The organism is Solibacillus sp. FSL K6-4121, assembly GCF_038002585.1.
In the GTDB taxonomy this organism is placed as follows: Bacteria; Bacillota; Bacilli; order Bacillales_A; family Planococcaceae; genus Solibacillus; species Solibacillus faecavium.
Genome location: NZ_JBBOCS010000002.1, coordinates 1,354,921 through 1,377,653, shown reverse-complemented (window position 1 = coordinate 1,377,653; position 22,733 = coordinate 1,354,921). Strand labels below are relative to the sequence as shown.

At 38.1% G+C, this 22,733-nt stretch carries 27 protein-coding genes and 1 other annotated feature; of the genes, 25 read left to right on the top strand and 2 right to left on the bottom strand.

Annotated elements, in window-relative coordinates; all coding sequences use genetic code 11:
- Window positions 1-46 precede the first annotated feature (46 nt).
- The 14 genes from MHH95_RS16610 to mtnN all read left to right on the top strand — a co-directional run bounded on the left by MHH95_RS16610 (window position 47) and on the right by mtnN (window position 13,442).
- Window positions 47-1,195 (top strand): MFS transporter, encoded by a 1,149-nt coding sequence (locus MHH95_RS16610; RefSeq protein WP_340728523.1) that lies wholly within the window; start codon window positions 47-49, stop codon window positions 1,193-1,195.
- A 54-nt stretch (window positions 1,196-1,249) separates the two neighbouring features.
- Window positions 1,250-1,457: a binding site (T-box leader), on the top strand.
- Between the two features lie 66 nt (window positions 1,458-1,523).
- Complete coding sequence (gene alaS, locus MHH95_RS16605; RefSeq protein WP_339213132.1) at window positions 1,524-4,196, top strand: alanine--tRNA ligase; 2,673 nt, start codon at window positions 1,524-1,526, stop codon at window positions 4,194-4,196.
- A gap of 117 nt (window positions 4,197-4,313) precedes the next feature.
- Window positions 4,314-4,586: an IreB family regulatory phosphoprotein gene (locus MHH95_RS16600; protein ID WP_191700322.1), complete on the top strand. Its 273-nt coding sequence runs from the start codon at window positions 4,314-4,316 to the stop codon at window positions 4,584-4,586.
- A complete protein-coding gene (gene ruvX / locus MHH95_RS16595; protein ID WP_191700321.1) occupies window positions 4,583-4,999 on the top strand; it encodes a Holliday junction resolvase RuvX in 417 nt (138 codons plus the stop codon). The genes MHH95_RS16600 and ruvX overlap by 4 nt, the downstream gene beginning before the upstream one ends.
- A gap of 148 nt (window positions 5,000-5,147) precedes the next feature.
- Window positions 5,148-5,438 carry a DUF1292 domain-containing protein gene (locus MHH95_RS16590; protein WP_191700320.1) on the top strand — a complete coding sequence of 97 codons (291 nt, stop codon included), beginning with the start codon at window positions 5,148-5,150 and terminating at the stop codon, window positions 5,436-5,438.
- A gap of 71 nt (window positions 5,439-5,509) precedes the next feature.
- Window positions 5,510-6,022: a DUF1292 domain-containing protein gene (locus tag MHH95_RS16585; RefSeq protein WP_340728522.1), complete on the top strand. Its 513-nt coding sequence runs from the start codon at window positions 5,510-5,512 to the stop codon at window positions 6,020-6,022.
- Between the two features lie 196 nt (window positions 6,023-6,218).
- Window positions 6,219-7,337 carry an endolytic transglycosylase MltG gene (mltG, locus tag MHH95_RS16580; protein ID WP_445683022.1) on the top strand — a complete coding sequence of 373 codons (1,119 nt, stop codon included), beginning with the start codon at window positions 6,219-6,221 and terminating at the stop codon, window positions 7,335-7,337.
- 209 nt (window positions 7,338-7,546) lie between these two features.
- A complete protein-coding gene (locus tag MHH95_RS16575) occupies window positions 7,547-8,179 on the top strand; it encodes an O-methyltransferase (RefSeq protein ID WP_340728521.1) in 633 nt (210 codons plus the stop codon).
- Window positions 8,180-8,184: 5 nt separating this feature from the next.
- Window positions 8,185-9,117, top strand: coding sequence for a peptidase U32 family protein (locus tag MHH95_RS16570; RefSeq protein WP_191700317.1), 933 nt, complete (start codon window positions 8,185-8,187; stop codon window positions 9,115-9,117).
- Window positions 9,118-9,136: 19 nt separating this feature from the next.
- Window positions 9,137-10,414, top strand: a complete 1,278-nt coding sequence (locus tag MHH95_RS16565) for a peptidase U32 family protein (protein WP_340728520.1) — start codon at window positions 9,137-9,139, stop codon at window positions 10,412-10,414.
- A complete protein-coding gene (gene udk / locus MHH95_RS16560) occupies window positions 10,415-11,050 on the top strand; it encodes a uridine kinase (protein WP_340728519.1) in 636 nt (211 codons plus the stop codon). It abuts the gene before it with no gap.
- Window positions 11,051-11,401: 351 nt separating this feature from the next.
- On the top strand, window positions 11,402-11,887 hold the full coding sequence (gene greA / locus MHH95_RS16555; protein WP_191700314.1) for a transcription elongation factor GreA: 486 nt from the start codon (window positions 11,402-11,404) through the stop codon (window positions 11,885-11,887).
- 158 nt (window positions 11,888-12,045) lie between these two features.
- On the top strand, window positions 12,046-12,708 hold the full coding sequence (locus tag MHH95_RS16550) for a YrrS family protein (protein ID WP_340728518.1): 663 nt from the start codon (window positions 12,046-12,048) through the stop codon (window positions 12,706-12,708).
- 41 nt (window positions 12,709-12,749) lie between these two features.
- Window positions 12,750-13,442, top strand: coding sequence for a 5'-methylthioadenosine/S-adenosylhomocysteine nucleosidase (mtnN, locus tag MHH95_RS16545; protein ID WP_340728517.1), 693 nt, complete (start codon window positions 12,750-12,752; stop codon window positions 13,440-13,442).
- A gap of 125 nt (window positions 13,443-13,567) precedes the next feature.
- Here the strand turns inward: mtnN and sigK are convergent, their stop codons facing one another.
- On the bottom strand, window positions 13,568-14,269 hold the full coding sequence (gene sigK / locus MHH95_RS16540; RefSeq protein WP_340728516.1) for an RNA polymerase sporulation sigma factor SigK: 702 nt from the start codon (window positions 14,267-14,269) through the stop codon (window positions 13,568-13,570).
- Between the two features lie 85 nt (window positions 14,270-14,354).
- On the bottom strand, window positions 14,355-14,894 hold the full coding sequence (pssA, locus tag MHH95_RS16535; protein WP_340728515.1) for a CDP-diacylglycerol--serine O-phosphatidyltransferase: 540 nt from the start codon (window positions 14,892-14,894) through the stop codon (window positions 14,355-14,357).
- A 157-nt stretch (window positions 14,895-15,051) separates the two neighbouring features.
- On the opposite strand from pssA, the gene MHH95_RS16530 reads away from it, so the two are divergent.
- The 11 genes from MHH95_RS16530 (at window position 15,052) to MHH95_RS16480 (ending at window position 22,567) form a co-directional block, all read left to right on the top strand.
- Entirely contained in the window at window positions 15,052-15,834 is a 783-nt protein-coding gene (locus MHH95_RS16530; protein ID WP_340728514.1) for a phosphatidylserine decarboxylase, read from the top strand.
- 33 nt (window positions 15,835-15,867) lie between these two features.
- Window positions 15,868-16,383, top strand: a complete 516-nt coding sequence (locus MHH95_RS16525; protein ID WP_191700308.1) for a YqeG family HAD IIIA-type phosphatase — start codon at window positions 15,868-15,870, stop codon at window positions 16,381-16,383.
- A gap of 53 nt (window positions 16,384-16,436) precedes the next feature.
- The gene (gene yqeH / locus MHH95_RS16520; RefSeq protein ID WP_191700307.1) at window positions 16,437-17,540 is read left to right on the top strand and encodes a ribosome biogenesis GTPase YqeH; all 1,104 of its coding nucleotides are present in this window, start codon (window positions 16,437-16,439) and stop codon (window positions 17,538-17,540) included.
- Window positions 17,541-17,766: 226 nt separating this feature from the next.
- Window positions 17,767-18,597 carry a shikimate dehydrogenase gene (gene aroE / locus MHH95_RS16515; RefSeq protein WP_340728513.1) on the top strand — a complete coding sequence of 277 codons (831 nt, stop codon included), beginning with the start codon at window positions 17,767-17,769 and terminating at the stop codon, window positions 18,595-18,597.
- Between the two features lie 5 nt (window positions 18,598-18,602).
- Window positions 18,603-18,908 carry a ribosome assembly RNA-binding protein YhbY gene (yhbY, locus tag MHH95_RS16510; RefSeq protein ID WP_191702673.1) on the top strand — a complete coding sequence of 102 codons (306 nt, stop codon included), beginning with the start codon at window positions 18,603-18,605 and terminating at the stop codon, window positions 18,906-18,908.
- Between the two features lie 11 nt (window positions 18,909-18,919).
- On the top strand, window positions 18,920-19,513 hold the full coding sequence (locus MHH95_RS16505; RefSeq protein ID WP_340728512.1) for a nicotinate-nucleotide adenylyltransferase: 594 nt from the start codon (window positions 18,920-18,922) through the stop codon (window positions 19,511-19,513).
- The gene (gene yqeK, locus MHH95_RS16500) at window positions 19,482-20,042 is read left to right on the top strand and encodes a bis(5'-nucleosyl)-tetraphosphatase (symmetrical) YqeK (protein ID WP_340728511.1); all 561 of its coding nucleotides are present in this window, start codon (window positions 19,482-19,484) and stop codon (window positions 20,040-20,042) included. Before MHH95_RS16505 ends, yqeK begins: the two co-directional genes overlap by 32 nt.
- 6 nt (window positions 20,043-20,048) lie before the next feature.
- Window positions 20,049-20,402, top strand: coding sequence for a ribosome silencing factor (gene rsfS / locus MHH95_RS16495; RefSeq protein WP_191700303.1), 354 nt, complete (start codon window positions 20,049-20,051; stop codon window positions 20,400-20,402).
- Window positions 20,395-21,132, top strand: coding sequence for a class I SAM-dependent DNA methyltransferase (locus tag MHH95_RS16490; protein WP_340728510.1), 738 nt, complete (start codon window positions 20,395-20,397; stop codon window positions 21,130-21,132). The genes rsfS and MHH95_RS16490 overlap by 8 nt, the downstream gene beginning before the upstream one ends.
- 139 nt (window positions 21,133-21,271) lie before the next feature.
- Window positions 21,272-21,907, top strand: a complete 636-nt coding sequence (locus tag MHH95_RS16485) for a helix-hairpin-helix domain-containing protein (protein WP_340728509.1) — start codon at window positions 21,272-21,274, stop codon at window positions 21,905-21,907.
- 84 nt (window positions 21,908-21,991) lie between these two features.
- Window positions 21,992-22,567 (top strand): ComE operon protein 2, encoded by a 576-nt coding sequence (locus MHH95_RS16480; protein ID WP_340728508.1) that lies wholly within the window; start codon window positions 21,992-21,994, stop codon window positions 22,565-22,567.
- The last annotated feature ends 166 nt before the right edge of the window (window positions 22,568-22,733 follow it).

Here is a 22,733-nt window from a genome sequence, read left to right as displayed (position 1 = left end):
CGTGCTATTATTCAACATTATAAGAATGGAAGAAGGCTATATTATTATGAACAATCAGCGTTGGCTGGCAAAGAATTTTTTTATGTTCTTTATTACGTGGGGTATATTTTTACCTTATTGGACAGGCTGGCTTATTAATGACAAAGGTTTAACCGTTTCAGATGCGAGTATTATTATGGGGTTTGGTTTAGTTGCACGAGCAATCTCGACAATCCTTATTTTCCCGTATGTCTCAAAAATAATGAGCAATAAAAATGTACTTATATTCTTCACAGTGGCATCTTTAGTAACCGCACTACTTTATGTACCTATCGATTCTTTTGTAGGCTTATTCATCATGACGATGCTTTTTAGTGCATTGTATCCTGCATTATTACCTGCAGTGGAAAGCAGCGCAGCGACATTAATGCAGCAAGGTGGAATTCATTATGGTAAGGCACGTTCACTAGGTTCATTTGGCTATGTAGTTGCTGTATTAATTATTAGTATGATTACAGGAATGTACGGCGAACAAATGATTTTATGGGCGATGATTTTCGGTTTAACTGCATTATTAGCAATTCAACTAATGCCCGCCCCAAATGTTTTGAGCTTAGCTCCTTCAAAGGAAACTGGAAAAGCATTATCGATGAAAGGGCTATTTGATGTAAAAAGTTTTATTGTCGTATTATTTGTAGTGATCTTACTTCAAGGGGCACATGCCTCTTACTATAATTATGGCTATATATATTTACAGGAGTTAAACGTAAACCCCTTTTATATCGGAATGATATTGAATGTCGCAGTGTTATTTGAGATTATTTACTTTTTAAAAGCAGATACGTTCTTAACGAAGTGGAAGCCATCATCGTTAATGTTATTGGCAGCGGTTGGTTCAACTGTACGTTGGATTATGATATATGCTTTTCCAAATATGCCTATGTTTATTGTGTCTCAGGCACTTCACGCACTGTCATTTGCAATGGCGCATTACGCATTCATCCGCTACATATCTCAAGCATTACCGAAAGAACAAATCCCGAATGCACAGGGGATTTATTCTGCGCTTGCAATGAGTTTAAGTGCTGCGATCTTAACGCTTTTAGGTGGAGCTCTGTATGAAGTTGAACCTAGTTTGGCATTTTTAGGAATGGTTATTTGTACAGGACCAGCTATTGTATTGATACTATTGACGAAAAATCGTTTTAATTATTAAGGAATGCGGATTGACAGCACGTAGTCAATTTTCTATAATGAAGAACATATATTAATGAAAACGATGATGGAACAAGTACGTATTGGACTTCGTGAGCAGAAAGAGATTTCTTGGCTGAAAAAATCTCCGCGAAAATTACGGAAAGCTACTCCAGAGTGCAGCTAATACCTGCCGTATGCTTACGTTATAAGCACTTGAGATATAATGCTTTATGCATTATAAATTAGGGTGGTACCACGAGATAACAGTCTTCGTCCCTTTACCGGGATGAAGGCTTTTTTTGTGCCCAATTCATCGTACTTCAAAAACATTACAGGAGGATATAATTATGACTACAAAAACAATGACAGGTTCTGAAATTCGTCGTCTATATCTTGATTTTTTTAAAGAAAAAGGACATCATATTGAACCATCCGCACCATTAGTGCCAATTAATGACCCATCACTTTTATGGATCAACTCGGGAGTTGCGACATTAAAGCCATATTTTGACGGACGTATTATTCCGGATAACCCACGTATTACAAATGCACAAAAATCTATTCGTACAAATGATATCGAGAATGTAGGGAAAACAGCACGTCACCATACTTTCTTTGAAATGCTGGGGAATTTCTCAATCGGGGATTACTTTAAAAAAGAATCAATTCATTACGCTTGGGAATTTTTAACGGACGAAAAATGGATGGGCTTTGATCCGGAAAAGTTATCAGTAACTATTCACCCGGAAGACCAAGAAGCTTATGATGTATGGCACAACGAAATCGGTATTCCGAAAGAGCGTTTAATTCGTTTGGAAGGAAACTTCTGGGATATCGGAGAAGGTCCATCTGGTCCGAACTCAGAAATCTTCTATGACCGTGGTGAAGCATATGGTTTTGGGGCACCTCCAGAAGAAATGTATACAGGTGGGGAAAATGAGCGATATTTAGAAGTGTGGAATTTAGTGTTTTCTCAATTCAATCACAATCCTGATGGAACATATACGCCACTGCCGAAGCAAAATATTGATACAGGTATGGGTCTGGAGCGTATAGTTTCTGTTGTACAAAATGTACCAACGAACTTTGATACAGATCTATTCATGCCAATCATTGAAAAAACTGAAAGCTTTGCTAACCGTTCATACAAACGCCCGCACGAAGTAGACTTAAAAGAAATCTTCGGTTCAGCAGAAGATATTAATACACCGTTCAAAGTAATTGCTGACCATATCCGTACAGTAGCATTTGCAATTGGTGACGGAGCATTGCCATCAAACGAAGGACGAGGCTATGTATTACGTCGTTTATTACGTAGAGCAGTTCGTTACGCGAAAAAAATCGGTATTGAAAAGCCGTTTATGTTTGAATTAGTTCCGACTGTAGGGGAGATTATGCAAGATTTCTATCCACAAGTAAAAGAAAAGGAAGCATTTATTCAACGTGTTATTAAAAACGAAGAAGTTCGCTTCCATGAAACACTTGATGGAGGACTTGCAATCTTTAACGAAGTAGTTGAGAGTCAAAAAGCAAAAGGTGAAACTGTAATTCCTGGACCGGATGCATTCCGTCTTTACGATACATTCGGTTTCCCAATCGAATTAACGGAAGAATATGCAGAAGAAGTTGGCATGACAGTTGATCATGATGGTTTCGAAGCTTCTATGGAACAACAACGTAATCGAGCTCGTAACGCGCGTGCAGATGTTGATTCTATGCAAGTGCAAAACGAAGTGCTTTCAAACTTAAAACAGCAATCAACATTTATTTATGATGCATTAGAAGCTTCAGCAAAAATTGCTGCGATTGTTGTAAATGGTCAAGAAACGACAACGGCTAATGAAGGTGAAGAGGCATTAATTATTCTTTCTGAAACACCATTCTATGCTGAAATGGGTGGTCAAATTGCTGATACTGGAGTTATTGAAGCAGACGGATTCACTGCCATTGTTAAAGATGTTCAAAAGGCGCCAAATGGTCAACCATTACACACTGTTGTAGTGGAATCAGGTGAAATGAATGTTGGGGATGAGGCTACTGCGAAAGTAGATGAATCAAAACGTAAATTAATCCTTAAAAACCATACAGCAACACACTTAATGCACCGTGCCTTAAAGGATGTATTAGGTGACCATGTAGCACAAGCAGGCTCTTACGTTGGACCTGACCGTTTACGTTTCGACTTCTCTCACTTCGGTGCAGCAACAAAAGAGGAACTTGCACAAGTAGAGCGTGCAGTAAATGAAAAAATTTGGGAAGACATCGAAGTTGTAATTCAGGAGATGGATATCGATTCTGCAAAAGCAATGGGCGCAATGGCTCTATTCGGTGAAAAATATGGTGATGTTGTACGCGTAGTAGCTGTTTCAGATTATTCGATTGAGCTATGCGGTGGACTGCATGTAAGCCGTTCTTCAGAAATTGGTATCTTCAAAATTGTTTCAGAAGGTGGTATCGGTGCAGGTACTCGTCGAATCGAAGCTGTAACAGGTAAAGCGGCGTATGAAGCAATCAAAGAAGAAGAAGCTATTTTAAATGAAGCAGCAGCTCTATTAAAAGCAAATCCAAAAGATGTTTCAACACGTGTAGCAGGTCTACAGGCAGACTATAAACAATTACAACGTGAAAATGAATCATTATCACAAAAAATTGCAAATGCTCAAGCGGGGGCAGTATTGGATGCAGCACAAAAAATCGGTGACGTAACAGTACTTGCAACAAAAGTGGATGCAAAAGATAATAATCAATTGCGTCAAATGATGGATGACTTAAAAGAAAAAATGCAGGCAGCTGTTATTGTACTAGGTGCAGTAGATGGCGATAAAGTAATGCTATGCGCAGGTGTAACGAAAGATATCGTAGGTGGTAACTACCATGCCGGTAACATTGTAAAGGTTGTTGCTGAAGCATGTGGCGGTAAAGGCGGCGGTCGTCCTGATATGGCTATGGCTGGTGCTAAAGATGCTTCAAAACTAGAAGAAGCGTTAAATGGAGTCTATGAAAAAGTAAAATCTTTCTAAACATCTAAAATTTACTACTAGCATATTTGAAGTGCTTGCGGGAATAAGTTATAATGATAAAAATGGAGATGGGCTTCTATGCTCCATCTCTTTATTGCTGAAAGCGAGGTGCTGGTCTTGAGTTCTTTCGATAAAACGATGAAATTTAGTTTTCCAGAGGAATCTATGGAACAAGAAGTAAAGCAAGTGATGCTGAAGGTGTATACGGCTTTAGAGGAAAAAGGGTATAATCCAACAAACCAAATTGTAGGGTATTTATTATCTGGTGACCCGGCATACATCCCTCGCCACCAGGACGCACGTAATTTAATCCGCAAGCTGGAGCGCGATGAAATTTTAGAGGAGCTCGTGAAGTTTTATATTAGAAGGAATGCTGAGGCAGAAAAATGAAGATTATGGGTTTAGACGTCGGCTCGAAAACAGTCGGCGTAGCAATTAGTGATGCGTTCGGTTGGACAGCGCAAGGAATCGAAACAATAAAAATTGATGAAGCAGCAGGCAAGTTTGGGATTGAACGTATTAACGAACTTGTAAAGGCACACAATGTTACTGAATTCGTTGTGGGTTATCCAAAAAACATGAATAATACTATCGGTCCGCGTGGGGAAGCTTCTGAGAACTATAAAAAGTTATTGGAAGATACTTTCGGTTTTCCTGTCAAACTGTGGGATGAGCGTATGACGACGATGGCTGCTGAACGCATGCTTATTGAAGCGGATGTTAGCCGAAAAAAACGCAAGCAAGTAATTGATAAAATGGCTGCGGTCATGATTTTACAAGGTTATTTAGACAGTAAAAACTAAACGCTCTATTCAATCAAGGCAATTAGTTTGAGCTTTTCTAACAATGTTGCTTTTGTTAGGGCTTATTTGTATTTAAATGCAATGGCTTTATGTATAATATACGAAGCAACAACCGGCAATACTTAAATTTAATGAAGAGGTGACTTTCATGTCAGAACAACAAAACAATATTACTGTAGTCGATGAAAACGGCAATGAACAACTTTGCGAAATTTTACACACTTTTGATTCGGAAGAATTCGGTAAATCATACGTGTTATATTCTTTAGTAGGTGCAGAAGAAGATGAAGATGGAGCAGTAGAAATCTTTGCATCTGCATTCGTACCTGCTGAAAATGGTGAAGATGGCGAATTAACGCCTATCGAAACTGAAGCAGAATGGGATTTAATCGAAGAAGTATTAAACCAAATTGAAGACGAATTAGGCGAAGAAGAATAATTCATTCGATATTATAAAAAAACAGAGTGGGTGACGAGCCTTCTCTGTTTTATTATTTAGGAGGAAATTTAATGGAAGAAAATATTTTTATTTTACAAACAGAAGATGGCGGGGAGCAACAATGCCGCGTCATATTCAATTTTGATTCAGATGAACATTCTTATGTACTGTTTACGCTAGTTGGTGATGAAGAGGCTGGTATTTCAGCATTGCGTTATGTTTTGGATGAAAATGGCGAGATGGGCGGCTTCTCAGATATTGAAACAGAAGAAGAATGGGCAATGGTAGAAGAAGTAATGAATACCGTAATGGCTGAGTTTGGTGCAGATCAAACAAATTACTTCACAATTACGAATGATAACGATGAAGAAATTATGTGCCAAATTTTACATCGTTTTGAAAATGGCGGGAAAAATTATTTATTTTACGCTACTTTAGAAGACGGTGAACCACAGCTAGAAGAAGTATTCGCTTCTGCGTACATTCCTGGTGAAAATGGTGAAGTAGAAGATCTTTTACCAATCGAAACCGATGCTGAGTGGGCAATGGTCGAGCAAGTTTTAAACTCATTATCACAAAATTAGTCCAAAACCTAACTGACGTTATTCGTTAGTTAGGTTTTTTTATAGTGCTGTGAGGTTTCTTAATATATTTGGAAAAAGAACATTTTTCTCTTTAAAACGTCGCTAATAAAATACAAAACATGCAACATTCATTGTTCATTATTGTATCGGAAGTAAAATTTATGTATCATATGAAAGAGAAAAAGGGGGGGCTCCCGTGCTAGATGAAAATTCAAAAAAGGAAATGTTCAATAAGATGAATGAGCGTAAAGGAGAAGTTAAAACTGTGCGAAAAATAGTAGGAATCATCGCACTTGTCGTTCTCATCATTATCGCGATTGCAGGATACTCAGGTTATAACTATGTTACATCCGCATTAGAACCAATGGATCCAGAATCAAATAAGCAAATTGAAGTTGAAATTCCAATGGGTTCCGGGATTACTTTGATTTCAAGCATTCTGGAAGACAAGGGAATCATTAAAGATGCGAGGATTTTTAAATATTATACAAAATTTAAAAATGAATCTGCATTCCAGGCTGGTGACTATTCTTTAACACAATCAATGACATTGGATGAAATTATTGAAAGCTTGAAAACGGGCCGAGTATATCGAGAGCCGGCATTTACAATGACGATTCCAGAAGGATTGACACTTGAGCAGGTTGCAAGCGTCATACAGAAAAATACCTCTCACAAAGCAGAAGATTTCATGAAAAAAGTCACGGACGTTGCTTATGTAGAGCAGTTAATGACTGAATATCCAGATTTATTAACCGAGAATATTTTAAATGAAAATATTCGCCATGCATTGGAAGGTTATTTATATCCTGCAACATATCCGTTTTATGAAGAAAATCCATCCATTGAAGAGATTGTAAAGACAATGCTCACTTCGATGAACACAATTGTTTCGGAATATACACCGATTTTGGAAGAACGTGAAATGACAGTGCACGAATTGTTGACTTTTGCTTCATTACTTGAAGAAGAGGCAACAGCGCAAACTGACCGTGAAACAATTGCTAGTGTATTTTATAACCGTATGGATATTGATATGCCATTACAAACCGATCCGACTGTTTTATATGCTTTAGGCTCACATAAGGATCGCGTGTTGTATGAAGATTTAGAAGTAGACAACCCATATAATACGTATCAGAATGTAGGATTGCCTCCTGGACCGATAGCAGGAGCGGGGAAAACGTCGATAGAAGCGGCTTTAAATCCTTCACAAACCGATTATTTATATTTCCTGGCTGATAAAGAAGGTACGAATCACTTCGCAAAATCATATGATGAGCATTTGGCAAACATTGAGAAATATTTGCGATAATTAGAATGAAAGGAATCGGATAGCTTTTAAAATCCGTCTAAAGATGGATTTTAGTAAAGATTATTCGCATTCCTTTTCTTTTCATGCTATTATAAGTTGTGATTTTTTGTCCTTATATAACAATTTTGTAGGCGCAAACATCTTCGTTTCGTCTTTTTTCTTATGGATATAAGATATGCGTAAACAACCAGGTAAAGGGAGAATGAAGAATGGAATTATCAGACGCTTATATTGCTTCCTTCATTTCTGAGCGTGATGAGTTATTAGTAGAAATGGAAAACTTCGCAAAACAACATCATGTCCCAATTATGCAGCTTGCCGGAATTGAATCATTGAATCAAATATTGCGTATTCAAAAACCGAAAGCTATTTTGGAAATTGGTACGGCCATTGGCTATTCTGCACTGCGAATGGCAAAGGCATTGCCCGATTGTCAGATTGTGACAATTGAACGGGATGAATCACGCGTTCAATATGCTAAAGAGTTCATTGCAAGGTCAGATGCGGCAAGCCGTATACAAATAATTGAAGGCGATGCGTTAGAGGTAGAAATGGGAATGCTTCCTACTACTTTTGATGCTGTTTTTATTGATGCGGCAAAAGGTCAGTACATGAAGTTTTTCGAAAAATACGCGCCACTTGTTCCATCAGGTGGGGTATTATATATCGATAATATGTACATGCATGGGCTTTCGAATTTAGATATAAAAGAAGTGCCTAGAAGAAAAAGAACAATGATTCGTAATTTAAAAACATTCTCAGATTGGATTATGGCGCACCCGGATTATACGAGCGCATTTTTCCCAGTCGGTGATGGATTGTTAATTTGTTTGAAGAGGTGATTAGAGTGAATAAACCAGAATTATTACTTACTCCCCAATCCGTAGAGCATGTGGCTGCATTACTTGATGCAGGAGCAGATGCTTTCGTTATTGGTGAACAGAAATTTGGTCTGCGATTGGCTGGAGAATTTACAGTAGCACAAGTGGAAGAAGCTACGAAATTAATCCATGCTGCAGATAAAAAAGTGTATGTAGCTGTCAATGCTTTATTTCATAATGACCGTTTAGATGCACTGGATGAATATTTAAAAGAAATGCAACGTATTGGTGTTGATGCACTAATCTTTGGTGATCCGGCGGTTATCGTAGCGGTACGTGAATTAGGTATTACTATTCCATTGCATTGGAACCCTGAAACGACAGCAACAAATTACTTCCAAGTGAATTATTGGGGCGAACGTGGCAGTAAGCGTGCTGTACTTGCCCGTGAACTTTCTGTTGATGAAGTCATTGAAATCAAAGAAAATACAAAACATGAAATTGAAGTGCAAGTGCACGGAATGACTTGTATGTTCCAATCAAAGCGTTCACTATTAGGGAACTATTTCTTATACCGTGATGAAGCGATGCAAATTGAAAATCGCAAAGAAAATAAAAATATGTTTTTACATGATAAAGAACGTAAAAATAAATACCCGATTTATGAAGATTTAAACGGTACGCACATTTTCTCTCCAAATGATATGTGCATTATCGAAGAACTGAATGAATTATTTGAAGCAGGAATAGACTCATTGAAAATTGATGGTGTTCTCCAATCATTTGATTATGTTGTGACAGTGACAAATCTTTACCGTCAAGCAATCGATACGTACTTTGAACAAGGCGAAGATGCATATGACGATATTAAATCAGCCCTTTTTGAGCAAGTGGAAGCAATTCAGCCAGCGTTACGCCCACTGGATACTGGCTTCATCTTCAAAGAAACAGTTTACTAGGAAGGAGAACGAAGGCAACATGCTACAGTTAATTCAAAACGAAAAAATCCGTGAAACAATTAACGGAAAAACAGTCATTACGAAAAAGCCTGAGCTGCTTGCACCAGCAGGAAGCTTAGAAAAATTAAAAGTAGCCGTACATTACGGTGCAGATGCCGTATTTATCGGTGGTCAGGAATTCGGTTTACGTTCAAATGCGGGTAACTTCACAATCGAGGAAATGAAGGAAGGCGTTGAGTTCGCCAACAAATACGGCGCTGTTATTTACGTAACGACAAATATTTTTGCCCATAATGAAAATATGGACGGGCTGGAAGAATATTTACAAGCAATCGAGGGTGCCGGTGTTAAAGGGATTATCGTTGCAGATCCACTAATTATCGAAACTTGTAAAAAGGCAGCTCCAAGTTTAGAAATCCACTTGTCGACACAGCAATCTTTATCGAACTGGAAAGCTGTAAAGTACTGGAAAGACGAAGGTTTAGAACGAGTAGTTTTAGCACGTGAAGTAGGCGGGGAAGAAATGCGCAAAATGAAAGAGGAGGTAGACATTGAAATCGAGGCATTCGTGCACGGTGCAATGTGTATTGCCTATTCAGGACGCTGTACGCTTTCCAACCATATGACGGCACGTGACTCGAACCGAGGCGGTTGCTGTCAATCATGTCGTTGGGATTATGATTTATATGAGAACAATGACGGTGAAGAAGTGGCATTATTTAACGAAGGTGAAGCACCTTTCGCAATGAGTCCAAAAGATTTGAAGTTAATTGAATCTATCCCTCATATGATTGAATTGGGCATTGATTCGTTAAAAGTGGAAGGCCGTATGAAATCAATTCACTATGTAGCCACTGTAGTTTCCGTATACCGCAAAGTGATCGATGCCTACTGTGCTGACCCGGAAAATTTCAAGTTTGAAAAAGAGTGGCTAGAAGAGCTAGCACGCTGTGCAAACCGTGCAACAGCTTCATCATTCTTTGAAGGTGAACCAAGTTATAAACAGCAAATGTTCGGCTTCCATTCACATAAAATGAAATGGGACTTCGCAGGATTTGTAATGGATTATGATGCTGAAACACAAATGGTTACGCTGGAACAACGAAACTATTTCAAACCGGGAGATACGGTTGAATTTTTCGGTCCAAATATGGAAACATTCAAAATGACAGTTGGTCAAATATGGGATGAAGACGGCAATGAACTTGATGTTGCCCGACACCCACTGCAAATTGTAAAATTTAAAGTAGATCGCTCATTATCGCACTTTGATATGATGCGAAAGGAGAATAACTAAATGTCAAAGCGACCAGTTGTCATCGGGATCGCAGGTGGCTCATGCTCAGGTAAAACGAGTGTAACACGTGCAATATATGATGTTTTTAAAGACCGTTCGGTAGTTGTAATCGAACAGGATTATTACTATAAAGATCAAAGTCATATGACGTTTGAAGAGCGTCTAAATACAAACTATGATCACCCTCTTGCGTTTGATAATCAGTTATTAATCCAACATATTAATGAGCTCTTGTCTTATCAGCCGGTAGAAAAGCCGGTGTATGACTATGTTCAACATACACGCTCGGCCGATGTAATACATGTAGAGCCAAGAGATGTTATAATAGTCGAAGGGATTCTAGTATTGGAAGATGAAAAATTACGCGATTTAATGGATATTAAATTATTCGTTGATACGGATTCGGACTTACGTATTATCCGCCGTATTCAGCGTGATATTAAAGAGCGTGGTCGTACAGCTGATTCTGTTATCGAACAATACTTAACAGCAGTTCGTCCAATGCATAATCTGTTTATCGAGCCAACGAAACGATATGCCGATGTTATCATTCCAGAAGGTGGAGATAACAACGTTGCTATTGACTTAATGGTTACGAAAATAAAAACAATTCTTGAAACTGATGCAAACTTGTAATATGATGATGTAGTATTTACAATATTTACATTTTACTTTATACAACTCTCATATTTTTAATTGGTGGATGTAAAAGTTAGTAAATGGCAATGTCACAGATTTTTTTAGAAAGTTATTCGAGTGAACTTGAATAAAATCTGGACGTAGTTTATGCCGAAACTTTATTGATTGATAAATAAGTATTCATGAAATTCGGCTGCTAGTATTTGCAGTGTAAATCTCTTCTAAAAGAAGTAATTTACACATACTGTAAACTAGTAGTCGGGTTTTCTGTTATTTATGAACGCTAATACAGAAGAGAAAAACGTAGAAAAGTAAACGTTTTCAAGTTATTACTAAGGAGTGGGAATAATGTCAAATGAAAAACAATATCCAATGACACTTGAAGGAAAGCAAAAATTAGAAGATGAACTAAACACGCTTAAAACTGTTAAGCGTCCGGAAGTTGTAGAGCGTATAAAAACAGCTCGTAGCTTTGGTGACTTATCGGAAAACTCGGAGTATGATTCAGCAAAAGAAGAGCAAGGCTTTGTGGAAGGACGAATTTCGTTAATCGAGCAAATGCTTCGCAATGCCGTAATTATTACAGAAGATGATTCATCAACTTCTATTTCTCTAGGGAAAACTGTTACATTCGATGAGTTAATTAACGGAAAACGTGCTAATTTTGAAGAGTCGTACACGATTGTTGGTTCTGCAGAAGCTGATCCGATGGAAGGTAAAATTTCAAATGATTCACCGATTGCAAAGGCTTTAATGGGAAAACATGTTGATGATGTAGTTAAATTAACTACACCAGGCGGAGATATGGAAGTTGTTATTTTAGAAGTAAAATAATTTCTTAGCAGTTAGCATTGAAATCGCTAGCTGCTTTTCTTTTGTGGCAATGAATGGAAGGTATGTAAGGAATTCTGGAAATGATTTTCTTTCGTATGTTTTTAGTGCACAATCTGTTTTTCTAATGCTAAAATAATCTTGCATAGGAGGAGATTGGGATGGAACGTAAACGGCGATTTCAAACACGACAACAGTATGCGGAACAAAAAGCAAAACAGTCGAAATTTCAAAAAGCGGATAAAAGCTTAAACTACCTGATCGCAATTGTTGCTGTATTAATTGTTGCGACGTTGATTTTTATTATTTCTAGGGATCCAGCACCTGATAATGAAGCACAGCAAGACGAGCCCCCAGCTAATTCGGTTGCAGGTGGATCAGAAACAGCAGAAGATGGACAAGTAGATGAAGATGGGCAAGTTGTTAAAGAAGAGGATGAAGATACATCTAATGACGCGGACTCATTACCTGAAGAAACTGAGGATACAGTAAGTACTTCCGATAATCCAGCCGTACAAGAAGTAATTACAAATCCAAATTGGCCGGTGTATCCAACTGCACAAACAGGTGAACATGTATCCACATTCAAAAGTGGACATATTGACTATGAGGAAAAGCTAAAGGCAATCTTCAGTGTAATTGAATTGGAGCAGGACAACAGTATAGTATTACGTGTAAATAATAACGGAAATGCTAAAAGTGCAATTGCTGTTGTGACATCAATGGATAAGGAACAAAAATATCGGGTAAGTATTGAATGGATTGACAATGAAGGATGGAAGCCTACTCAAGTGGAAGTGTTGAACACGCTAGAAGGTATTTAACATTATAATTAAGATAATAGTTTTATTGGAGGAATTAACTAATGAAGATTGCAGTAATCGGCGCAATGGAGCAAGAAGTGGAATTATTACGAGGTGCTCTACAAAATACGAATACAGAAACAATTGCAAACAGTGAATACACAACAGGTACATACGAGGGAAAAGAAGTTATCCTGTTAAAAAGCGGTATTGGAAAAGTAAATGCAGCTATGTCAACAACGATTTTATTGGAGAAATTTAATCCGACGGTTGTAATCAATACAGGTTCTGCAGGTGGCTTTGATGCCGCTTTGAATGTAGGGGATATTGTCATTTCTGATGAAGTGCGCCATCATGATGTAGATGTAACTGCATTTGGTTATGAAATTGGTCAAATGGCTGGTATGCCGGCAGCGTATAAATCAGACGAAAGCTTAATGGAAATTGCAAAAGAGGCTGTAAAAGAAATAGGGGAACATCACTATAGTGTTGGTCTCATCTGTTCAGGCGATGTGTTTATGAGCAATCCTGAACGTGTTGAAGCAGTTCGAAAAGATTTTCCAACAATGAAAGCAGTGGAAATGGAAGCAGCAGCAGTAGCGCAAGTTTGCCATCAGTTCAATACCCCATTTGTTGTTATTCGTGCATTATCCGATATTGCTGGACAAGAATCGGGCATGTCATTTGATGAGTTTTTACCTGTTGCAGCAAAGCATTCGACAGAAGTAGTGTTAAATGCCATCACAAAATTATAAGTAATTAATCTAAACTACAGGGATATTTAAAAACTGCCTAATCGCTTTGATTGGGCAGTTTTCATTAGGGGTCAGTCAATAAAAAACGATGGTTTCCGTGTTCCTATATATTTGTAGAAAAGAACTTATTCTTTTTCACTATGTTTAAATTGCTGGTAAAGCTTAATAAGTGCACGCTTTTCAATGCGGGAAACATAGCTGCGGGAAATATTGAGACGTTTTGCAATTTCTTTTTGAGTGTGCGGGTCAAAGTTCTGTAAGCCATAGCGATAAGAAATAATCTCAAGCTCACGGGGGTCTAACGTATCTAAATATCGATATAGCTGTGCGAAATCTTCCCGTAACTCAATTTTTTCAACTGTTGAAGGTTCATCCAGCTGAAGTAAATCCCGTATTTGCAGCGACTGGCCATCTTTGTCAACCCCGATTGGTTCGAATAATGATACGTCTTTTTGCACTTTTTTCTGAGCTCGCAAATGCATTAAAATTTCATTTTCAATACAACGTGCTGCATAGGTAGCGAGGCGGGTCTTTTTTTCAGGTGTAAAGCTGCTTACTGCCTTCATAAGACCTATCGTTCCAATGGAAATATAATCGTCCAGTAAGTCATGAGGGGGATGGAATTTCTTTACGACATGGGCAACTAAACGCATATTACGTTCGATTAGTTCGATACGTGCATTTTCATCGCCATTAATAAAGCGATTAATGACTTCTTCTTCTTCCTCACGTGATAAAGGTTTATAAAATGTCTGCCCTTTTAAATAGCCCAATAGTGCGGGAAGCTCAAGCCAAAGTTGAAGCAATGCTGTCACAAAACCGCTCAAGCAATAAACATCCTTTCGTCTTTTCGACAGTATATGATAAATTTTGCGGAGAAATGAAAAAAAGTGTAAGAGCTAATTTTTGCTCTTACACTTTTTTTAATGTAAATGTACTTACCATCAGTAGTGCTAATACCGGGAATAAAATCAGGTAAAATGTTTCGGATAAAGAATTTGTAAAGAAATAAGAGAACGTTAGCAATGTACCAGCGGCTGTTATCGGTAACCCAACAAAATATCCAGTTGAATCCATTACATTGAAACGTGCCAATCTTAATGCACCAGCTGCTATAAATAGCACCGGCATCATCATACCTGCAATCCCCGCATCCATTAATACCATTTCATACATTAACAAGGCTGGGGCCACACCGAAGGATATAATATCAGCCATGGAATCAAGCTGTTTTCCTAATTCTGATTCCTGGTTAAATTTGCGGGCAACTTTCCCATCATAACGATCTAAAAAAGCAGCAATAAAAATTAATAAAACACTGTAGCTATAGTATTCATTTAATGTTGCCATAATAGCAGCACCACCAAATGACATATTTGTAATTGTAATAATATTTGCAGCATTTGCTTTTATCTTTTTTAATGTTGAATCCACTTTTTGAAGTAAAAACATTGGTAAAACACTCCCTTGCGCATCGGCTATACTCTATTATACTTCTTCTTTAGAAAAAAAGGTAATAGTTTAATTCTGCATAATACCTTTCCTTGAGCGCCTATACATTATATAATTTATCTTTATTCCATATTTATTATAAATGGGAGGACACAGAATGAAGGAAAAATTATACCGCAATTTGATAGAACTATCAAACGGTAAGCTCTCTTCGAAAGTATTACAACATGTTGCTCAATCACGTATAAGTAAAAATTTTATTCGTAGTTATAGTGAAATATACGGAATTAATATACAAGAAGTTTCAAAATCGCCAAAAGATTTTACAAGTTTACATGATTTTTTTGTTCGTGAGCTGAAAGGTGAGGTTCGCCCTGTAGATATACGGACAAATATATTTGCAAGTCCTGTTGATGCAAAATTAGAAGCATTTGGCGATATTACGGATGGTATGATGTTTTCAGTTAAAAATAAGCCGTATTCATTAGTCGATTTATTGGGAAATGAAACTCAGGCTACAAGGTATAGCAAAGGCAAATATATTGTCTTTTATTTAAGCCCTGCAGATTATCATCGTATTCATAGTCCAATTGATGGTGTCATTAAGCGTCAATACATTTTGGGTAAGAAATCATATCCAGTAAATCAAATGGGCTTACAATATGGGAAAAAACCAATCAGTCATAATTATCGTATGATAAGTGAAATTAACTATGAAAAAGATTTTTGTACAGCCTTTATTAAAGTAGGCGCAACATTTGTGAATTCCATTAAACTTACAAACAAATCAACAGAGTGGAAAAAAGGGGAAGAAGTCGGCTATTTTTCTTTCGGATCGACAGTCGTTATGCTGTTTGAACAGAATGCGATTGAATTTACTGAGAATGTTACTAGCGGTGCGAAGATAAAAATGGGAGAAGCATTTGCTACTATGTTATAATGAGTAAATAAATTTGAGTTAGGGGTAACGGCTTTGTACAACTTTTTATTACCAGATGAATTTATTCGTAGTGTATTTGAGATTACGCCAGAAAAATTAAATGAATTAGGCATTAAAGGAATTATTACGGATTTGGATAATACCCTAGTGGAATGGGATCGTGCGGATGCAACAGATGAGCTTGTGCAATGGTTTGAAATGATGCGTGAATCAGGGATCAAAATTATTATTGCATCAAATAATAATGAAGCACGCGTTCGACAATTTGCAGAACCTCATGGTATCCCTTTTATTTTCAGGGCAAAAAAACCTTTAGGTGCGGCATATTATGCGGCGCTTGTACAGTTACGTCTGCGTCGCCATGAAGTAGCGATGTTGGGAGACCAATTACTAACAGATGTAATGGGAGCGAAGCGTCAGAAGCTGTATACGTTTTTAGTACGTCCAGTAGCGAACTCAGACGGACTAGTTACAAAATTTAACCGTTTTGTGGAACGCCGTGTTTACAATGATTTAAGAAGAAAAGGAAAGTACCCTTGGGAAGACTAATAAGTAGCCCAAGTTGCATAGTTTTTGCAATACCAGTTAGGAGGAAATAGTTAATGAACGAAATGCCACAATGTATTGGCTGTGGAACAGTGATTCAAACAGAAGATAAAAATGGATTAGGGTATGCCCCAGCATCCTCTCTAGAAAAGGAAATGATTATTTGCCAACGCTGTTTCCGATTAAAAAATTACAATGAAATTCAGCCAGTCAGCTTAACAGATGACGACTTTTTACGTATTTTAAACGGTCTTGGACAACAGGAAGGTCTTATCGTAAAAATCGTCGATATCTTTGATTTTAATGGCAGCTGGTTACCTGGTTTGCACCGCTTTGTAGGAAATAACCCGGTACTTTTAGTGGCTAATAAAGCAGATCTTTTACCTAAATCGGTGAAGGAAAAGAAAGTAATTAATTGGCTAAAGCGTGAAGCAAAGGCATTAGGGCTTAAACCAATTGACGTAAAACTTGTATCGGCTCATAAAGGAATGGGCATGCAGGAAGTAGTCGAAGCGATAGAAGAATACCGCAACGGCAAGGATGTATATGTTGTTGGCTGTACAAATGTGGGGAAATCAACATTCATTAACCGTATAATTAAGCAGGCTACAGGGGAAGGTGAAATTATAACAACATCCCACTTCCCGGGAACAACTTTGGACATGATTGGAATTCCACTGGATGACGGTGCATCGTTATTTGATACACCAGGTATTATTAATCATCATCAAATGGCCCACCATATTGATTCAAGCGAATTGAAATATATTATGCCAAAAAAAGAAATTAAACCAAAAGTATATCAGCAAAATCCAGGACAAACTTTATTTATCGGTGCACTTGCCCGTTTTGATTTTATTCAGGGCGAACGTTCTGCATTTACAATACATGCAGCAAACGATTTACCGATTCACAGAACAAAGCTGGAACGTGCAGATAGCTTATATGAAGAACATAAAGGTGAATTATTGGCTCCACCAACTACAAAGCATATTGACCAACTACCACCGCTAGTACGCCACGAATTCTCAATTAAAGAAGCAAAAACAGATGTGGTCATCTCAGGATTAGGATGGGTAACGGTACAGCATGCAAATGTAGTTGTAGCCGCTCATGCGCCAAAAGGGGTAGAAGTATTCATCCGCCCATCGTTAATTTGATAGAATGGACTCTTCACCTAATTAAGGTTGATATTTTATTATTCAAAGTTAGTTGATTGGAATGAAGGGGAGGCGACTCCAGCGGGACAAGCACGATGTCTGAGACTACAGGCTCAGGCCGTGCCCGCGGAAAGCGTCCGACCCGTAATGGAAATCAACGGCATTTAATGACGGAAGCTGATACTTTGTGGTAAATGAAATGGTAGCTGGAAAGAAGGAAAAGATGATGAAAAAGTGGTTTGCGGTTATTGGGGATCCGATTGCACAGTCAAAATCTCCGGAAATGCATAATGCATGGTATGAAGAAGAGAATGTGGATGCGGCTTATATCCCGGTACACGTGAAGCCTGAACATTTACAACAATCTGTAGCATCATTCAAGCTGTTGGGCACAAGTGGCTGGAATGTAACAATACCGCATAAGCAAACGATTATTCCCTTTTTGGATGAACTTGATGAACTCGCTGCAAAGATGGGCGCGGTCAATACTGTCGTTCGTACAGCTGAAGGGAAACTAAAGGGCTATAATACAGATGGTCCGGGATTTGTGAAAGCATTAGAGCAAGTAATTGGCACAAATAAGCGTGATGCACCGGTTTTATTAATCGGCGCAGGTGGGGCAGCACGTGGCATCGCATTCGCCTTACAGCTTATAGGCTATTCAGACATTACTATTGCCAATCGTACAGTTGCAAATGCACAGCAAATTATAGATGAGATGTCTGAAGGCCGGGCTATTTCATTGGAACACGCAGAAAAGAACTTAGATGCTTTCCAAATTTTTATACAAACAACACCTGCAGGAATGTCTACGGGCGACTTTGCTTTGCCATTTTCGCTTGAAAAGTTCCCTGCAGGCGCAATTGCTGCAGATATTGTGTATAATCCATTAATGACGCCATTTTTGCAAGCGGCTGAGCAAAAAGGGGCGACAATTGTTAATGGTTTAGGCATGTTCGTGCATCAAGGGGCGATAGCCTACGAATATTGGTTAGGCCATTATCCAAATACAAATGCAATGATTGCCCGTTTGACGGCGCAATTAGGAGGAAATTAAATTTTATGTTAACAGGTAAACAAAAACGTTTTTTACGTGCTGAGGCACATCACTTAGATCCAATTTTCCAAGTTGGGAAAGGTGGCGTAAATGATGCAATGCTTGCACAATTACGCGATGTATTAGAAGTACGTGAGCTTATTAAAGTACGTATTTTAGATAACTGTGAAGAAGACAAAAATGTTGTGGCAGAAGAGCTTGCAGAAGGAACACGTGCTGAGCTGGTTCAACTAATTGGCTTAACAGTTGTTTTATATAAAGAATCACGCAATAACAAAAAAATCGTATTACCAAAAGTAGCTACGAAATAAGGTGAAGCGAAATGAAGAAAGTCGGTCTTTTTGGCGGTACATTTAATCCACCGCATATCGGACATTTAATGATGGCCAATGAAGTATATGCTGCCCTCGATTTAGCGGAAATACGTTTTATGCCCAATGCAAAGCCGCCACATAAGGATAAGTTGAGTTCTACAACTAATGCACAGCGTCTTCGAATGGTTGAGCTGGCAATTGAAGAAATCCCCTATTTTCATGTGGAGACCTTTGAGTTGGACCGTGGAGGTGTATCCTATACGTTCGATACGATGAAAGCTATGCGTGAGCGTGAGCCGCTAACGGAGTTTTATTTCATTATTGGTGGGGATATGATTGATTCATTACCTACATGGCATCGGATTGATGAGTTAATGGGGCTTGTAACATTTGTAGGAGTGAAGCGTCCAGGCAGTGAAGCGCAAACGTCTTATAATGTACACATGGTTGATGCGCCCCAAATAGACCTTTCTTCAACTTATATTCGAAACCGATTACAGCAACATAAGGCCAATTTGCATTTTATATTGCCTAAGGCTGTTGAACAGTATATTCGAGAGGAAGGTTTGTATGGATCGTCAGATGTTATTAGCAGCAATTAAAGAGCGAATGCCCGAAAAGCGGTATCTTCATACGATTGGTGTTATGGAAACGGCGATTCGTTTAGCCGAAAAATATCAGGAGGATCCGAAAAAAGCAGAAATTGCAGCCATTTTACATGATATTGCGAAATATGCAGATGTCGAATGGATGAAAAAAGTTGTGATTGAGCAGCAATTGGATCCTCGCTTACTTGATTGGGATGCTGAGATTTTACATGGTCCTATCGGGGCATGGATTGCAGAGACGGAATTTCATATTGACGATGAAGCAATTTTAAATGCAATTCGTTACCATACAACTGGGCGAGCGGATATGACAACTTTTGAAAAAATTATCTTTGTGGCAGATATGATTGAACCAAACCGTAAATTTCATGGTGTAGAAAAATTAAGAGCCGATGCAGACATTAATTTGGATGATGCATTCCGGGCATGTATAATTCATACCCTTAGCTTTTTAGTTTCATCACAACAGGCTATTTACCCTGTATCAATTGAATGCTATAACTTTTTAATGAGAGAGGAATAAACATACATGAATGAAACGTTATTAAATATTACGTACAAAGCAATAGATGACAAGCGCGGGGAAGATATTGTTGCCCTAAATATGCAGGGGATTTCTTTATTAGCTGACTACTTCATCATTGCAGAAGGTAGTTCAGAACGCCAAGTACAGGCTATTGCAAGAGAAATTAAAGAAAAAGCTGAAGAAGCGGGCTACACTGTTCGTAAATTGGAAGGCTTTGATACAGCTCGTTGGATTTTAGTTGATATGGGTGATGTTGTTGCGCATATTTTCCACAAAGATGAGCGTGCATACTATAACTTGGAGCGTTTATGGGGAGATGCAGCACAATTAGACGCACCACAAGCTGACAATGAATAGTTATGAGCGTTTTGCAGAAGTATACGATGAATTGATGACAGATATCCCGTACGCGGAATATGTGGAGTGGATTCAATCGCATGCCCCTGCACAGAACTATAAAAATTTATTGGATATTGGCTGTGGTACGGGAACACTTGCTTTATTATTGCATCAAGCAGGCTACAATGTATCAGGTATCGATTTATCTGAGGAAATGCTTTCGATTGCAAGTGCTCGTATGGATGTCAATGGGGTTACAATACCACTTTATGCAATGTCGATGGACGAACTAGACGGTTTCAGTGACTTGGATGTGGCAATCATTCCAATAGATTCGATTAATTACGTAAAAGAAGAACATCAAGTCATCGAAACATTAAAACGGATTTTTGAAAGTCTTCGTACTGGAGGACAATTATTTTTTGATGTGCACTCGTTATATAAGATGGACGCTATTTTCTTAGACGGTCCATTTACGTATGATGACGGAGATATTTCCTATGTATGGCATACAGAGCATGGGGAGTATCCACATTCAGTCTATCATCAAATGACATTTTTCTTACAGACAGAAAATGGTTTATATGAACGATTTGATGAAGAACACTTTCAAAGAACTTTTAACTATGAACAATATATTATTTGGCTAAAAGAAATTGGTTTCTCACATGTCGAGGTTTCGGCTGATTGGACAAAAGCCGAGCCGACTGAAGAAAGTGAACGTATTTTTATCCGTGCTGTAAAATAAATAAAATGCCCGAAAAAGAATGTTTCGGCAGTTTTAGATGAAATACCTTTTCATAAAGAAGTGAAATTTGTATAGTGGAAGTAAGCTCCATATATAAAACCTTCTTTATGAAAGGGTGTTTTTTAATTTGCAGCCATTTGTGGAGAAGTATAAAAAGCAAATCACTATTTTTGGTAGTGTACTTGCGGTAATAGTTGTCTATTTCTTTTTTATTCAAGATTCCTCGAACAGTGCTACAATTGAAACAATTGACCAAATGGCCTTGGCTACTATTGGCTCTACTCCAAATATTCCGGAAACAGAAATGGAAGACACTCCACAAACAATTATTGTTGATGTAAAAGGCGCAGTAAAATATCCGGGTGTTTATACCTTGACAGAAGAGCAGCGAATTGTCGATGCAATTCAAGCGGCAGGGGGCTATACGGATGATGCAAATCCAATACTTATTAACCATGCGCAGAAATTACATGATGAAATGGTTGTCTATATTCCTAATTCTAGTGAAGATGCATTGGAAGAAATGGAGCTGCTTCTGCAAATGACTGAAACAAATTCAACAAGCAGTGGTAACAGCTCTGGAAAAATTAACATAAATAAAGCGGCTGAATCAGAGTTAACCCAATTGCCGGGTATAGGACCTTCAAAAGCTAGCGCAATTATACAGCATCGATCAGAACACGGAAATTTCCAAACAGTAGATGATTTAAAACAGGTAACTGGCATCGGGGATAAAACATTTGAGCAGTTGAAGGACCTTATTGATGTAAAATAAAGTGAAATTTCAAAAAATCATACATTGCGAATGGTTCGAACTATGTATAAACTGATAAGTGATATAATTTTTGGGGGTTATCATATGGAGCGAATTACTTGGGATCAATTTTTTATGGCACAAAGCCATTTACTTGCATTAAGAAGTACATGTGCCCGTCTTGCAGTAGGGGCAACTATTGTGAGAGAGAAGCGTATTATTGCCGGTGGATACAATGGATCAATCTCCGGTGATGAACACTGTATTGAAGAAGGGTGCTATGTAGTGGACAATCATTGTGTCAGAACAGTCCATGCCGAAACGAATGCGCTGTTGCAGTGTGCGAAATATGGTACACCAGCAAATGGGGCGGACCTTTATGTGACGCATTTCCCATGCTTGCCTTGTTCGAAGACGATTATTCAAGCAGGAATTAAAAACGTGTACTATGCCAAAGATTATAAAAATAATGTATATGCTTTGGAACTATTTAAGAAGGCTGATGTCCATGTTCAGCACATCCCATTCGATGAAGCAAAAATAGATTTTCTGCAAGATGAAAAGTTTTCCTTAACATTTGAAATGCTCGAGAAGCTTCGTGAGTTAGGTGCAAGTAATGAACAGTTGCTCCCTTTAGAGGAGAAGATGCATGCTTTATTTGGTAAACTTGTTCAAGCATAAGTGGATATTTTATGCCTTGTCGATTTGTATTAGTGCAATTGCTGCATTTGAATCGATAAGGCTACTTGTATTATTAGTTATTTTGTTGTTATTTTGTCATTATAAGTGTTTCCTCAAAATACATCTCGTCTTTATTTTTTCTACGGGAATTGTGAGTTATCTTTTT